The following is a 17,012-nucleotide window of genomic DNA, read 5'->3' as shown; positions in this document are numbered from 1 at the left end:
TACTATACGCCAAAAGATGGAATTGTTGTCGACCTTCAACTTCTATATCTATTATTATTATTATTATGTTACATTATTCCAGAAAGATTTTTAAATACTTAAAAAAAACTTTAGTCAGACGCAATGAATCCGTCTTGCTCACAATTGCTTGAAAATACTTCTAAAATCGGTTAAGTATCTCATCCTAACGGTCAATTTGATTTGAATTGTTCACCATGACTATTTTATTCAGTATTTACTTTCAGTCCACAAAAAAAATCCGGAAAAGTTGCCTCTTCCGGATTCATCATTAAGTACTTAGATCTTCAAATTGAAGGATCTTTAGTTTGCTATTTCTTGATCACTTTTACACTCGTGCTTTCTGTCTCGGAATTTACTTTAATAATGTAAGTTCCTCTGGCAAAATCGCTAATGTTGATGATCGAATTCTTGGTGTTACCCTCCAGTTTAAAACTTTTGATCAGCTGTCCGGTTACAGAATAAACCTGCGCCGTGTTCAGTTTCGTTTGTTTGTTATTCTGGATGGTTAATATTCCCGAAGTTGGATTTGGGAAAACCTGAAGACCATTATTTGCTCCTAAATTTTCAACAGCAAGTATTGGTGCCTCACAGTTATAAACGTAGATCTCGTCTAAATACCAACCGTCAACGCCGTTACAGCCATCAGTTCCGATCTCGAATCTGAACTTGATATTTGCGCCGGAATTAACTCCGATTTTTGAGAGGTCGATGACACTTTGTCCCCAACTTCCGCTTAATGAACCACCATCGGTTCCGGTAAATGCGGCTTGACCTTTCAGTGGATTATCACTTTGTGATGTTCCGTCTAAACTGGTGTTGTAACCATTTTGACTGAATGCTGTTTTCGGAACAATGGTCCACACACCGCCATTCAGGCTGTATTTTACATTTCCACCATCCCATTTCGCTTCTGTAGCTACGTAATGATTAAATGCCATTTGGTAAATGCCAGCTGTAAAAGTTGGGAACGTAATTAGTGGACTTTCTAAACGTAAAATTCCGTTTTGCAAACTTGTGGTACAGTTTCCATTAATTGGATCTGCTCCAAAAATTCCTTTTCCGGTTCTACCTTTTGGTAAAGTGCTTTTAATCGTCCAGTCTCTGTTTTCCCAGGACGAAGGATTAGTAGGAACATTATTAACGGTCCAGTTTCCTAAACCATTTTCCCAATCTTCCGTAAACAAAGCTCCTGTTACTGCAGTTGAACACAATTCCGGCGTAGGTTTTAAGATGGGAACATAATTACACTGTGACGGCACAGATCTTAACTGTACAGACAATATTGCGTTTGAAAGATTCTGAAGATCGCTCGCTGCCCAGGATTGTCCACTTGGTCCGGCAGGAATTAGATCGGTTGATAATCCCTGCAGATTGATTCCTATCAAATCATTCGCGGAAGCTTCAAGAGCATCTGCGAAAACAGAGAAATCACTGGTTGGTGTTAAATAATTCTTTTGCGCTCTCCACCATAAATGGGCAGCTTTTACGAAGCCGATCCCGTTAATAGTATAGCCATTAAAAGTTCCGCCATCTACGAGCAAAGCATAAAGGTGATTGGTTACCCCTGAATTTGTATGCACGCCGCCGGAATCATTGGTCCCACAAAAATAATAGGAAGTATCTAAAACATTCGATGGATCGTTGTTACATTTTGGATTCCAGAGATCGCGGATCGGAGCTCCAAAAGCCGTTGCTTTTTCGCCCATTTTCCAGCGTTGAGATCCGGAACAGGTTGTTGTAGTTCTAACATCTACATTTTCACCCTCATCCATATAATTATTAAAAAGATCGATGGTTTCTCCCCAAACATCAGAATAAGATTCATTCAGCGCACCAGACTGGTACTGATAAATTAATCCGCTTGTATATTCGGTATAAGCATGACCCCATTCGTGAGCCACTACATCATCTGCGGCGGTTCCGGTACAGTAGTTTGCGGTTACTCCATTCCAGTTGGCGTTCGGACAACTAATATTAGGATCGTTGTTTACCGTGATCATCGTGGCATCTCCATTATTGTAAGACACGTAACTAAAGGCATTCTTGAAGAAATTGTACACGTCTTCCGAAGTTACTACTTCACTCTGCTGCCATTTATCGAGTGTTCCGGGGAAGGCGTCGCCTTCTTTCCATTTTAAATTAGAAGCATTGGTGCTGGTTTCATACAATTTTCTTTCAATTGGATGGATTCCTGTGAACTGATCGATCAATTCTCCGGTGTGAGCGTCGATAAACAGAAATTCCCGTACTTCACTCTTGTTTGTTACTTCGATCTGGTAAGCTAAATAGGGAACGACTTGTCCGCCCTGTACCAGATTTTTAGGAAAAATTAAAAGATTGTTGATCCCAATTTGTAATGGAATCTTAGAAACGTTCAGACCTTGCTGATCTACTAAATTCTTAGCAATTGAACTTGCTTCTGACTGGGAAATAGAGGGTCGTGTGCTTACCTTAATGTTAGAAATTGTATTACCATTTAAAGAGGATAATTGTCCCTTTTCATTAAAGTGAAATTTCAAAAGACCGTCGTAAACAGGTACTCCTTGAAAAGTTTGTCTGTAAATTACGTTTTTCAGACCGTAATTGTCTGTGCTCTCTTCTGCAAAAACCAGGTCCTGCGCAGATTTCAAATTAAAGGCTTTGAAATTGGAAGCTAAAAATTCCTCAACTTTTGATTTAGGATTTGATGCTTTTAATTGAAGACCTTCTGCATTTTCGAACCTCATAAAGTTCGGATTAGAAGTACTGTTGCTTATGGTTACCATAGCATTACTTTGTTGCTTTAGCTTTGTCAATTCTTTAGAGTCTTGTGCAAAACCGCAAGCATAAGATAAAGCGAAAACGAATAATAGTGTTCTTTTCATAAAATTTATTGATTTGTTACAAATATAATGCATTGTGAGAAACTGGCTTTATTTTATTGAAGAAAATAATTCCCTATAGAATTTAATTTTACTAAAAATGTCCGATTCGCTAGTTCTCCATTGGTTTTTCGAATAAAATTTAAAAATTTATAATCTACCTGAAGATGGTGTTTTATTAATAATTGCTGCATAATGAATTATGAATGTTTTTATATTCTGGCATTATAAAAAACTTGTAGATGATTTACTGTTAATTTTCTCACGTATTGTGATTGCGGATTACTTAATGTGTTATTAACAATGCGGTTTAAAAATATTTTAAAAAAAAATAGTGCTAATATGCTCAACATAAAATAATTTATATACATTTGTAAAATAAATACACATATTTTATTATGTTGATATAATCGGTAAAGTATGATGATTATAATTGATCTTACGTCATAAATATCTCTTTTCGGTTACTCGATACAAATTTCACTATAAACTGTCATCTTTATGAAATCATTAAAATTACTTTTTTTAGCTCTTTTTTCCAGCACGTTTTATTTTGCCCAAATCGGTGTAAATACGACCACAATAGATCCGTCGGCTGCATTAGATGTTCGATTTAATAATGCTCCGAAAGGAATGTTGACTCCCAGAATGACAACTGCGCAGCGAACCGGAATTTCTGCGCCTGCAAACGGATTACTTGTTTTTGATACAGATTTAAAAGCTTTTTATTATTATGATACAACCACTACAACGTGGATCAGAATAAGCAGTGATGTAAATGGTAGAACAAATTTCAAGAGGATAAAATCTACTGATGTTTTAGCTATTGTTTTAGCAGCTGAACTTACTGCGGGAGGTGGGTCCAAGTATCTATTAAAAACCAACACATTATATGAAATTAACGGCACTGTTAATTTGGACAAACCAATCGATTTGAATAATGCTTATGTGCAAGGTTTGGATTCTGGGGATGATCGTATTGTGGCAGCTGGAAATATTTTTGATGGAGGTTTAGGTGGTACAATTAAAGGGTTGACCCTTGTTTCTACTGCGGGAAAAATATTCAATCTTAGTGGCACGGCTGCACAAAACTTAATATTTAGAGATTGTATTGTTGCTAACTCAGTAAATGTGGGGTCAATTGCTAATTTTGGTCTTGTATTTTTAAGTGTTGTTCAGTTTTCAGGAAACACCACTGGTATTGCTTATACCAACGTCACGCAACTTTTGTTAAGTAATTTGGGTTGGTTTGGCAATAATTCTGGAACTTTCGAGAAGTTAACTGGAACCTTTAAACTAGTTGAAAAACAAGGGGGGTTTAGTGAGGTGAACGGAGCTGCAGTTGGTTTTGATGTGAGTGATAATCCGTCAATAACTGGTGATGCTGTTTTAGAATCTGTTGTTTTTACGGGTGCTAATACCTCTGGATATGTTAAAAGGTATAGTGCAGGAAGTTATCCAAATTATAACTTTAATAATAAATGGAATGTCAGAAGTTCTGGAATTCCTATAGAAACCGATGCGGTTGCAGTAGGTGATGTGAACTTAGACTCGCCTTATGGAACTGGAGTGACGACTACTCTAACGACTAATACTGCTGTTAAAGTAAGCGGAACTACTGTTTCAAATAATTTTTTTAGAGCCTCAGATGCAAGTGTTAATAATAGATTGGTTTATTTAGGCAATAAAAAAAGATTCTTTACAGTTAATGCAGCGCTGTCTTTTCGAGGAACTGTAAATTCTAATAGTATCTACGTTTTTTATATCGCACAAAATGGAGTGGTAATTCCTCGTTCCAAGACCTATATATTTACGAATAATGATACTGATGTTGTTGCAGTTCCTATACAGAGTATCGTAGAATTACTGCCAAACCAGTATGTAGAAGTATTCGCAGAAAGATATAGTGGGTCTAGTAATATGCTAACAGTTTCTTTAAGTCTATTTATGAGGTAAGAATCAGGTTTTTTTGCTTCGAAAATTGGCAGTATTAAATGGTATTTATGTTACGATTATATTTATTTTGCAATTGTTATGTAAAATATTGACTTGCGATATCGTTGTAAGTTTGAAAAATTTCAAATTAATTAGAAGGTGTAGAATTGTAGAAATTTTCTATTTAAATCCTCCCAAAATTTCATCTGTGTTCACTTTTCCAAAGAAAGAAGTTAAATCAGTCTCAGAGAAAACCTTTTCTAAATTAGTGATCTCGTGTTTCTGACCAATTAATTTTTCTTCAAAAAGTTCAATAGGTTCTGGAGCGAAAAAATCTCCAAAAATTTTGACTTTTTCAATAATTCCGTGTTTCACGTCTAAATGAATTTCAATAAATCCGGCTGGAATTTTTATAGCTTTTTTAAAATTATAATTTGGGGAGAATCCGAAATTCCAGTCCCATGTATCATATTTTTCTGTTACTAAATTTTTAATTCCAGTTAAATCATCGCTTGTTAATTCATATCGTTCGGCATCAGGATTATTTTTGATGATTTCTGCAGTTAAAAATGCTTTCAAATTTTCTGTTGTGGTTTCTTTGGGTAAATATTCGATGAGGTTGGTTACTCTGCCGCGATTTGATTTGGTGGCTTTATCAATAAATTTTAGAGGATTTACTTGTAAAGCTTTTCCCAAAATTTCCATTTCAGAATTTAGAAGAATAGTGCCATGCTGAATCATTTTTCCATGCCGTGCTAATTTTGCATTACCACTAAATTTTTTACCCTCGACTAAAAGATCATTTCTGCCCTTCAGTTCTGCCGGTACGCCAAGCTTTTTAAGGATATTGAGAACTGGTTGCGTGAGAAAGGAAAAGTCCCCAAAATCATTCTGTCCCAAAAGGGTATGAAAAGAGAAATTTAGATTCCCTAAATCGTGATAGACCGCACCACCGCCAGACATTCGGCGAACTACCTTTATGTTCTTTTCCTGCACATAATCTAAGTTGATCTCTGCCAAAGTATTCTGAAACTTCCCCACAATAATCGACGGAGCATTAACATACAGTAGAAAAATGTCATCTGTGGGAAATTTTCTAAGTAAATATTCCTCTGAAGCGATATTAAAATAAGCGTCGTGAGAAGGGGAGTCGATCAAGAGCATGTTTAGTTATTTCTTACAAAAATACAGGAATTTTTTAAGGTTTTTATAAAAGAGAAAATAGGGTTTAATTTCAGTTAAAGATTGCTTGACGATCAGGTCTAGATAGAATTTAATTTAGAGGCTCACGTTAATAAGATTTCAAAATAAGTAATGAATTGTTGCTAAGGGTGCGAAGGATTACTTATGAAAATAAAACTAGATCTCAACAGTACTACTCTTAGGATGATGCTTTTAATATGTTTTGCGTAAACAAAATTATTTTCGTCATTTCAAAAGAAATTATTTCTTAAATGGCCATTTTGATACTTGATACAAGTTATAACTTTACAATTATATTTCATATTTGAATTATATTAGGTAATTCATATAGATAATCGTTTATGTTTATGAATAAAAATCGTAGATTTAGACGTTATAAATATTCACTTTAAATTTTACTGCAAAAGCAGTAAGGCCTTTTTAAAAAATATAGAACTTCCTATGAAAAAACAATTATTTATTCTATTTAGCATCCCACTTTCGATAGTTATTTCTGCTCAAGGCAAGAAAGTTAACAAAATATTTGCATCTGCATCGAAGAACTTTCCAGAGAAAAGCAAAAGTAATTTAGCTGCCTTCTCTACCGTGAGTTCTAACAATAGTAGTAAAAGGGGAGATGATATTTTTACTACGAACATTTTAGATTTTAAGCCGGCATATAATTCTGTTGATAATGATTACTTTAAAGAGAATGGTAATGATCCCATCACTCAATCAAATGAGGCAGAAACGCCTTTGGTTAACGATGGAACCCTTAAGATAGAAGCTGGAGGTACGATTAAAGTTTTAGGAGATGCAGTTTTGACTGTTGCAGATGGTATTACGAACCTGGGAAATGGAGATAATTTTATTTTAGAAACTGATGCGAATTTAATTCAATTTAATAATGTCACCAATTCTGGTTCTCTTATTGTAGAGCGGATAATTGTGGATCTTAAAAATACGGCTGCTGCAGTAGATTATGTGTACTGGAGTTCTCCGGTTTTGGGACAGCAGACTAAAGGAGCAGGAGGTTTTTCTCCACAAACACCTAATAATAGATTCTATTCTTACCGGGAATCTAATGATCGGTTCTACGAGACGGGAGATGTGACTTTTACCCCCGGAAAAGGTTACGCTGTTCGTGCAGAAAATGGCTTGGGTTCGCCTTACACAAAAAAATATCAATTTAAGGGGGTTCCTAACAATGGCGATATTAATTTTCCCATTACTAAATCACCGGATAATCCTGTTGGAACAGCACATGGTTTTAATTTAATTGGAAATCCTTATCCCTCAAATATTAGTTTTCAAGAATTGTATGCGGGGAATATACAGCCAGTAAACAAACCTTTAATTTATAATACTGCGTATTTTTGGACCAATGCCACCTACCAGCAATATCAGGGTGGATCAGGTTATAACGGTAATAATTATGCGGTTTGGAATGCTACAGGTGGCGCTCCATCTACTTCTCCACCGGGAACGCCTAAGCCTAATGGTATTATAAAAGTTGGGCAAGGATTTATTGTTCAGAAAATTGATCCGGGTAATGCATCACTTGTTTTTAAAAATTCCTTTGGAGCGAACCGGCTTCGGGTATCTGAATCAGTACCTTTTTATCAGAAAGGAAGTGAGGCGAAGAATAGATTTTGGTTAAATCTAACTGGTCCTTCTCAATTGATCAACAGCCAGTTGATTGGTTATGTGGAAGGAGGAACTGATGATTTTGAGCAGGATTACGACGCAGAAGCGTTTGATAATTATTCAGATCTGTTTTATTCTGTTTTGCCAGCGAAAAAGCTGGTTATACAGGGAAGAAAAGCGAATTTCTCCGACGAAGACAAAGTGATATTGGGCGCGAATTTCTTTCAAGCAAGTTCTTACACGATTAACTTGGATCAGCCGGAAGGCATTTTTGCCAACGACCAAAATATTTTTTTAAAGGACAAGCTGAACGGGACCATTACGAATTTGAGTCAAGGCAGTTATGTGTTTCAATCAACGGTTGGTGACACCGCACTGAGGTTCGAAATCATCTACAGACCGGAAACGGTTTTAGCAACGAATGAAGAGCCGAGCAGTATGATACAGGTTTATCGAAATGCAAATATATTTGTTGTAAAATCTACCGCCGACAAAATCCTTGAACTGGAAATGTATGACGCCTCAGGAAAACTTCTGCTAAAAAATAAACCGAATTCTACTTATTATGAATATGATGTTACGACACTGATTCATGGTGTTTATTTATTACGAATTAAAAGCGAAAGCTCAACGGTTACCAAAAGGATAATCAGGTAATATTTATAGACCAAGCTTTTTAAAGAAGTTTAATTCTTCGCGTCTGTTTAACTTTATGCTCAATACTATTTATAAGGTGCGTCCAATTCTATGTATTATAAATTAGTCATTTATACTTCAATATGATGATGATTACCATCCTTTTAATTTGCGCAGACGCAATACGTGATTGCTTTCAGATTGGTTACCTGTGCTTGATGATAAGGTAAAAATCCTTTAATGAAAAAGTGTGTTGAGGTTTGTAGGTGAAAAAAATTCAATGAATTTACCTGATCGTAAGCTCGATCTATCAGATGCTTGAAGAGTTAATAATGAAATATAAAAGTTTACCATTTGTCCAGCAATTGTGCTTAAAAAATAAAATTACTTTAATGATCCTTACAAAATTCTTTAACGAGGATTACCTTGGTCGTGATCTATACTCCTAACGATTCTAATTGATTTTTCTTCTTTTTCTTGCTGTAGAATAAGTCACTTTTGCTTTCTATCAAACATTCTTTGGATTACTTACTTCAAAATTTTACAAAATATTTCCAGTTTTATTCATAATCCTTTAATCTTATTTGCCTCATTTTTATTAAAAGCACATAAAATTCATCACGCCTTTAAATCAGAAATAAGTAGAAATACGAGATTCATTTTTCAGATGTATTGTTCTGCACAAAATGAGATTATATGGATTCTTTTAAATTGAAAGTTAGTTTTTAACAAATTAAAACAGCATTTGATTATTTGCTAATATTATTTGCTATTTGTCACCCATAAACATATATCTTTGCATCATAAACACTAAATGATGAATATGATGTATAAACTAAAAGCTATATATGAATATTCCTCCATCTTCAACTTTTCCGCAAAATCAATTATCCTCAGGAGGTGATTGTGCACAAAACATTCTAAAAAGTTTTACTTTTTTATCGATAATTCTTCATTGCGTTTCAATTTTGAGCAATAAGTTATATGACTTTTTTCGAGCGGATCTTCCACTTAATCTGCAATCAGGTTTGTACAAAACGATATTCACTTAACATCAACCTTACACGACGAACTTTTTAGACTTGATCATATGCGTAAGATCGAAGTCTAAAAGCTAAAAATTTTATATTTTTTATTATGATCAAATATTTACAAACTCAGATCTCAGTCATTATAATCATCTTTTTGATGATGATTGTATCTGGCGTCAAGGCTCAACAAACTGTTTTTACAGAAACTTTTAATGCTCCGGGAACTCCTCAAAATTCAGCTTACACCACTAATGGTTCTATAGGAACTTCGGGATGGAACGTCACTAGAAGTGGAAACGATTTCGGCGGGAAAATAGATGGTGGAATACTGACGTTGACCAACGACGTTGGAGGAGCAGGTAATGTAAAAGGTTGGATATTAGCAAGTACGCCAACTTCAAATTTCTTGCCTTCTTACAATCCTATTCTAAGCCAAAATCCAGGTATCGTTTCTTGGACTTTTAATATGCGTCAGCTTCGAACAAATCCAGCTGGATTAACGGATGGCAAATATGGAGTCGGATATATTCTGGCAGGAACTACTGGATCTACAGGAACTACTGGAAAAGGCTATGCAATTATGCTGGGTAATCCTGGAACTACGGATGCAATTAGACTTGCTACTTTTAATAATGGTATACAAACTTACTATACTAAGCTTAGTTCTTCTACATCCGGTTTATCTGATTTTGGGAGAGAGTATTCAAGTATTCGGGTAGATTATAATCCAGCAAATAATGAATGGTCATTATATGTTAGGAAAGATAATTCTACCTCATTTAATGATCCTAAAAGTGGGACTTTAGTTTATCAAGGAAAAATTGTAAATGCAGATTTAGTAAATGAATCTCTAGCTATGACTGGAGCCTATTGGAACGCACCTACAGGTGCTAGACAAACTGCATTTTTCGATAATATTTCGGTAAGTGTAGTAGCTCCAGAAATCATTTCTATTAATCCTGAGTCAAAAATCGCAAATAGCGGTGCATTTCAATTAACGGTCGATGGAAAAGGATTTAATACATCAAGTAAAGTGTATTGGAACGGATTGTTAAGGACTACTACCTATACTTCAGCAACGCAAATATCGGCTGCAATTCCCGCAACTGATCTTCCGGCGCCAGGAATAGTACCGATAACGGTTAGAAATGGATCGTTTATATCTAATGCCGTAGACTTTGAAATCGAATCTTCAGGAGTTCCAGTATTGACATTATCTAAAAACAACTTGCCATTAATTACTACGGTGCAAGGAACTGCTTCTATTGCAACTGAGACCTACACAATTTCGGGATCCAACCTTACTGCATCAGCGATTCTTACTGCACCGGTGAATTTTGAGCTTTCTGTTAACAATGGTGCTTACGCGGATGCACAGACATTGGCAAATTCTGCAGGTGTCTTAATTAGCCAACCACTTTCTATAAAAGCACGACTAAAATTAACTGCTCCAGCAGGAAACTATACAGGAAATATTACCCACACTACAACAGGCGCTCTTACAACAAAATTAGTTGCTCTTTCTGGACGTGTTCTTGCTACCGAACCGACTACAAATGTTTCTCTTCCTACTTTTACTAATATTACCTCAACCGGTTTTAGACTAGGTTGGACAAATTCTGGTAACGGAGATCAAAGAATAGTACTTATTAGACCACTAAGTGCCGTGAATGGACTTCCTGTAGACGCAACCACTTACAATGCGAATTCTGCTTTTGCAACAGGGACTTTAATTGGAACGGATAACTATGTTGTGTATAAAGGCAGTGGAAACTTTGTTCAAATTACAGGATTGGAGCCAAGTAAATTATACCATATCTCTATTGTAGAATTTAATGGCTTGCCTGGAACTGAAAATTATCGTACTTCAGGTCTTGTCGGATCAACTACTACCTTAAATAGTCCAGCGGGTTTACAAGTAAAACTTGTTGATACCTCTTATAAAATTGATTTCGACAATACAGTTGACGGTGTCAATTTGGATACCTTTCAAGGGAGTGGGATTGCAAAAATTGCAGAACCAGGACAATTAGATTCAGATTCTTGGGCTTTTACAGGTTTTGCAAATGGAAATATAGCTTTTGGTGGAGAAAGCGCAGAAGATAGCAGTTATGAAAATGGTACTTCTGAAGGTGATGAGATTGATACAGGTTTGTATGCGTTTAATGTAGGTACAGCTGTAGATGAAAATTATACTTTAGGAATTCAGCCAGGAGGAACAGATTTTAATCCTGGAACGATTACTTTAAGAATCCAAAATCAGACTAATGCTCCAGCAACAAGTTTTAATATTGGTTATAAAGTATATGTTTACAATGATCAAGCTTCATCTACTAAAATTGAATTCAGTTATTTACCAACAGCTTCTATTAATGGAACTGGAACATACACTCTTGTAAATTCCGTAGATCTAATTTCGCCAACTACAGCGGATCTAGCTCCAGGCTGGAAAGCGTATTACAGAGTTGCAACGGTTGTTCCCTCAACAAGTATTGCTAGTAATGCCTATTTCTACATCAGATGGTCAGGTTCATTAGCTTCAGGAAGTGGAGCACAAGATGAGTTTGCTATTGATGATATTGAAATTATTGCAAATCCAACGACTAATACAGTTGCTTTTGACGGTATTGCTGAAGATTTCGTTTTACAAGGAAATGCAAACTTATCAAATGATTTATCTGTTCAAAATAGACTTGTTTTTAACGGCGGTAAATTAGCAATTAAAGAAAAAACCTTGACCATAGCTGGAAGTGTTACAAACACAACTGCGAATGGATTATCTGGTGGAACAGCAAGTAAATTAGTGGTAAGAGGAATCAAAAATCCAACTTTAAGTTTTGACCAAACTACTCTTGGAACTTCAAATGTTCTAAATTCTTTCAGTTTAATTGGAGCAAATCCAAATACAGTTACCATATCTAATGCGGTTTCTGTAAACCAACTTTTAGCTGTTGACGAGCAACAAATATTGAATTTAGGTACTATTCCATTATTAGGGACATTAACCTCTATTCAGAATAATGGAATAATCCAAACACAAAACATAACTTCAACTCCTTTTGCTTCAGGCAAAATTTGGGGAGGCACTGGTATTCTAAATATGAATGCAGTTTCTGCAGCGCAAACTCTTGTGGCAGGAACTTATAATAATCTGACATTATCATCTGCGGCTGGAACAAATGCAACTGCCGATGTTACTGTCACTGGAAAACTGGATTTACCAAATCCAAATCCAAGTGCTACAAAAGGAAGTTTGGATATAGCAGCTTTTACCTTAACGATGGGACCTGATGGAATTAATTCAGGTATTGGTGAGGTGACGGGGATCATTAAAAGAGATTCATTTACAACTAATAAATTGTACACTTTTGGGCATCCAAATTCATCAATTACTTTCCCTCCAGCAGGAACACTGCCTACTTCGATGAGTGCGAAATTGATAATTGGTTTTGCACCAACTTGGAAAGCAGGAACAATTCTACGTCAGTTTGATATTATTCAAACGGGTGCGGTTGGAACCAAAGCTATTATTCGTCAGCATTATCTTGATAATGAACTTAATGGTAATACAGAATCAAAATTAGTTTTTTGGGGTCATAAAGTGGATGGTCTTGTCACTTTTGAACAAGGAAAATCCAGCAATAACATTAATGAAAACTGGGTAGAAATCTCTAATGCAAACGTAGCGCAATATTTTGAAAATCAATTTGGTAAAGTTTATATTTCATTAGATGATACTCAAGGTATAGGTCAGATTGTTTGGAATGGTTCTGTCAGTGATTCTTGGACAACAATTGCAAACTGGACGCCAAATGTTAAACCTTCAGAAAACACGAAAGTCATTATTCCTAATGCTACTACGACAATTAATGATCCCACATTAAATCCTTCCGAACTCATAGGATCTTTAGTTATCGAAACTGGAGGTATTGTTAATTCTACAAGTTCTTCTCAGTTATTTCTCTCTGCTGGATCGGGTGCTTGGCAAAACTTTGGAACTTTTAATCCTGGAACTGCAAGTACAGTTACATTCAATAATCTCGACGCTACTATTTCTGGAAGTACGACCTTTAATAACATAACTATTCCCGCAGGTGGAGGAATTCGTCCATCCGAAGGAAATTATATGAGCATCGCTGGTACTTTGACAAATAACGGAATTATGTTTACCACGTTAATTCCCAATACCATTGAATTTAAAGGACCAAATCAGATTATTCCTAATGTTAATGGATTAGATTTCGGCGGATATCATAATTTAATAGTGACGGGAACTAATACCTCACTTGCTCCGTCAATAACAACTTTAAATGTAAGAGGGAATTTACAATTAAACGACGTTATCAGTTTCGCTGGGAAAACAGTAAACTTAGCGGGTATTTCTGATCAAACCATTTCGGGAACTGCTGCAATTAATTTTAATAATTTAACGGTAAACAAGGAAACAGGCGCTGTTTTACTTACACAAGACATTGCTGTTGGAGGAACACTTACACTTACTAATGGTAATTTAGTTATTGGTGACAAAAACTTAACTCTTGGAAGTAATGCAGTAGCGGGACCTTTTGGCACAAACACCATGATTGTTGCTGACGGAATTGGTGTAGTACGCAGACCTTTCACAGGAATTGGAAGTTATGAATTCCCAATTGGAGAGTTAGCTGGTGCACCAAGTTATGCACCAATTACGGTAGATGTAACAGCTGGAACATCATTTTCTAATGCCTTTGTAGCAGTCAATGCTAAAAACGTAAAACATCCAAACAATAACAGTTCTCAGAATTATTTGAGAAAATACTGGAATGTGACTCAAACCGGAATTACGGGAGCTGTTGCAACGATCACTGGAAAATATGAACCTTTAGATGTTCTTGGAGCAGAAGCTGAAATTGCTGCTGCACAGTTAAACGGAACTTTTAATGTTGCATCAAACCCTTGGATTAAATTTGGCACCTTGTCAAATAATACTTTGAGTGCAACGAATGCAATATTAACAAGTGGACAAGCTTCTGTTTTCACAGGTTTGAAAGCTGGTGCAGTTACTTTGGAAGTTTTTGGATATGGAGATTTCTGTATTAATTCTGAAGTGTTTATTAATGCTGTTCTCACTGGAGGTGATGCACCTTTTACTTACAATTGGTCAAACGGTTTGCCAAACGCAGCTGAAGTTTTACTTCCAACTTCTGTTGCAGCGACTACCAATTATACTTTAACAGTTATTGATGCAAATGGATTTTCGGCAACGGATACAAATATCCCAGTTGAGATTTTTCCTGCCTCTACTGGGGGAACAGTATCAAATGCTAATCAACAAATCTGTGCGGATACAATTCCTGCTGACTTAAAATTGACAGGAAGTGTAGGGAGGATTTTGTATTGGCAAAAATCTACAGATATAAATTTTACTGCTAATACTGAAAGTAATCCTAACAATGTTACGAATATTTCAAATTTCACAACGACCTTAGCGGCAACCAAGATTGGTCCTGTGAATCAAACTACTTATTTTAGAGCGGTTCTTCAAAATGGTGACTGCGCGGAAAGTTATTCTAATGTTGCAACTGTCGCAATTAAAAGCATTGTTTGGAATGGAACTGCATGGATTGATGGTTTGCCAAATTCGACAACTTCTCTAGTCTTTGCGGGTAGTTATACGACTTCCGCTGAGGAGAAACTTGAAGCGTGCAGTTGTGAGGTGAAGAATGGCGCTGTTTTAACCGTGATTCCAAATACCAGTATAACGATTAAAGATGCTATCACAAATAATGGAAGTGTGATTATTGAAAGTGATGGTAATTTGATTCAACTTAATGATGCTGCAATTAACTCAGGAAATATCTTAGTTAAGCGTAACCTCACTTTCCGAAGTACCGACAGAAAAGAATATAATTATCTTATCTCACCCGTAGAAGATGTTAATCTTAAAACTGACCTGTATAAAAAAGGCGATGGAACTCCAGTAACAGCTCCATTCGTTCTTTATCATAATGAAACAAACAGTAGGTTTTACAATTCCAGTGGTGCCTATATTCCGGGCAGATCTTTGGCGGTAAAGGAGCCAACTAATAACTCTGGTGCGGTTACTACTGCATTTTTTAAGGGAAAACCGTTTAATGGTAAAATAGGTTATAATCTTGCTTATTCAGGTGCGTTACTCGGTTATAATTTAGTTGGTAATCCTTATCCATCGAATTTAGATTTAAATCTTCTGTATGAAGATAATAAAGCAGAAATTGAATCAACCTTTAGGTTTTGGGATAATTCCGTAAATATCTCTTATGAACAGCAGGGCAGTAGTTATTCAGGTAATGCCTATGCAATTTATAATGCGGTTGCGGGTTTAGGTGGAACTGGGTTACCAGCTCCCGGAAGTGGAAACTCCTGTACTGGAGGTAATAAAATACCAAATCATATCACAAAAATAGGACAAGGATTTATGGTGAAGGCAACAGGAACTGGTAAAATACTTAAATATTCGAATCATGTAAGGTTAGCAATTAATACGGATTCTGTCTTCTATGGTAAAGAAGGGCAAGATGATCGCTATTATTTGAAAATGATAGCACCATCTGGAATAACTTCTACTATTGCCATGGTTTATTTTGCAGGGGGAAACAATCTTTTCGGTGCAGATGACTCGGAAGTATTAGATAATTCCGATCTGCTTTACAGCATCGTGCAAGATGAGAACGTATCTATCAATGGGAGAAGTAATTTTACTGACACTGATGCAATACCGCTTGGAACGCGACACTTCGTTGCCGGAAATTATACAATGGCTCTGGGTGATAAGGAAGGGATTTTTGCCAGTGGACAAAATATTTATTTAAAAGATAAACTCAACGGCTCGATTACGAATTTAAGTGAGAGCAACTATACTTTTCAGACCATAGCGGGCGCTAACACAGGCAGATTCGAAATTATCTATAAGCCAGAAACTGTTTTGGCGACTGACTCTAATGTGAAAGATGAGCTCATGATTTATAAAGATGCACAGGATTTTGTTATAAAAGCGCGGTCTAAAAAAATAACCGACGTTGAGGTCTATGATTCCGGCGGTAGATTAATGTACAAAACGCAGCCTAATGCTACGAACGCTTTACTCCATTCGGAATTTCTAACTCGTGGGGTTTACATTTTGAAAATATATCAGGATAAAAAAGTGACGGTGAAGAAAATCATCAAGTAAAAAGACGGGTAAATATAACAATCCAAAATCTCAAACTTCACTGAAGTTTGAGATTTTCATTAAGTGAAGTCATTAAACGGCGAAAAGTAATAGAATAATAGGTGATTTCTATTAAATAAACTTAAAAAAAGGTTTTTTCCATCTTTCGTAATCATTCCAGGATAGTAACGAGTATGGTCATAAAATATTATGATTAAAGAATTCGTAAAACTATAACATAAAAATTGAATATTTCTTAAGATTTTAATTATGTTATGTTTTGTATACAGAGTTTTCTTAATAAAATTTAATTATTTGTTATCTTGCCCCTTCTAAAATCTTTGTATTACGATTGAATATCAAGTAATAAAGTATGAAAAATTTTGTAAGATCTAAATTGACATTCCTCCATAATCCCATTCCTCCAGTCCGTGAAATATTTAAGGTATACCTTCCCCAATATACTCTTACGGTCATCATAAGCAATTTTAGATTAAACTCTTTAACTTAATACCTTTTGATGATTCATTT

General features: G+C 35.7%; 5 protein-coding genes. 3 read left to right on the top strand and 2 right to left on the bottom strand.

Going from position 1 to position 17,012, the window contains the following annotated elements; translation table 11 throughout:
* Positions 1–329: 329 nt before the first annotated feature.
* Entirely contained in the window at positions 330–2,885 is a 2,556-nt protein-coding gene (locus tag ACZ9HT_RS10775; protein WP_476040491.1) for a M4 family metallopeptidase, read from the bottom strand.
* Between the two features lie 630 nt (positions 2,886–3,515).
* Between ACZ9HT_RS10775 and ACZ9HT_RS10770 the strand changes: the two genes are divergently transcribed.
* Positions 3,516–4,838 carry a hypothetical protein gene (locus tag ACZ9HT_RS10770; protein ID WP_476040490.1) on the top strand — a complete coding sequence of 441 codons (1,323 nt, stop codon included), beginning with the start codon at positions 3,516–3,518 and terminating at the stop codon, positions 4,836–4,838.
* Positions 4,839–4,997: 159 nt separating this feature from the next.
* Here ACZ9HT_RS10770 and ACZ9HT_RS10765 read toward each other — a convergent pair whose 3' ends face one another.
* Positions 4,998–5,981 (bottom strand): lipoate--protein ligase, encoded by a 984-nt coding sequence (locus tag ACZ9HT_RS10765; protein ID WP_476040489.1) that lies wholly within the window; start codon positions 5,979–5,981, stop codon positions 4,998–5,000.
* 480 nt (positions 5,982–6,461) lie between these two features.
* Between ACZ9HT_RS10765 and ACZ9HT_RS10760 the strand changes: the two genes are divergently transcribed.
* Positions 6,462–8,303, top strand: a complete 1,842-nt coding sequence (locus ACZ9HT_RS10760; RefSeq protein WP_476040488.1) for a T9SS type A sorting domain-containing protein — start codon at positions 6,462–6,464, stop codon at positions 8,301–8,303.
* A 1,116-nt stretch (positions 8,304–9,419) separates the two neighbouring features.
* Entirely contained in the window at positions 9,420–16,502 is a 7,083-nt protein-coding gene (locus ACZ9HT_RS10755; RefSeq protein WP_476040487.1) for a beta strand repeat-containing protein, read from the top strand.
* Positions 16,503–17,012: the final 510 nt, after the last annotated feature.

This window comes from Chryseobacterium sp. UYP7, assembly GCF_056279225.1.
This window is presented reverse-complemented; position numbering and strand designations above follow the sequence as displayed.

Excerpts from the sequence above, each read along its gene's own strand:
- ACZ9HT_RS10775 (WP_476040491.1), bottom strand. The coding sequence starts at position 2,885 with ATGAAAAGAACACTATTATTCGTTTTCGCTTTATCTTATGCTTGCGGT.
- ACZ9HT_RS10770 (WP_476040490.1), top strand. The coding sequence starts at position 3,516 with ATGTTGACTCCCAGAATGACAACTGCGCAGCGAACCGGAATTTCTGCG.
- ACZ9HT_RS10765 (WP_476040489.1), bottom strand. The coding sequence starts at position 5,981 with ATGCTCTTGATCGACTCCCCTTCTCACGACGCTTATTTTAATATCGCT.
- ACZ9HT_RS10760 (WP_476040488.1), top strand. The coding sequence starts at position 6,462 with ATGAAAAAACAATTATTTATTCTATTTAGCATCCCACTTTCGATAGTT.
- ACZ9HT_RS10755 (WP_476040487.1), top strand. The coding sequence starts at position 9,420 with ATGATCAAATATTTACAAACTCAGATCTCAGTCATTATAATCATCTTT.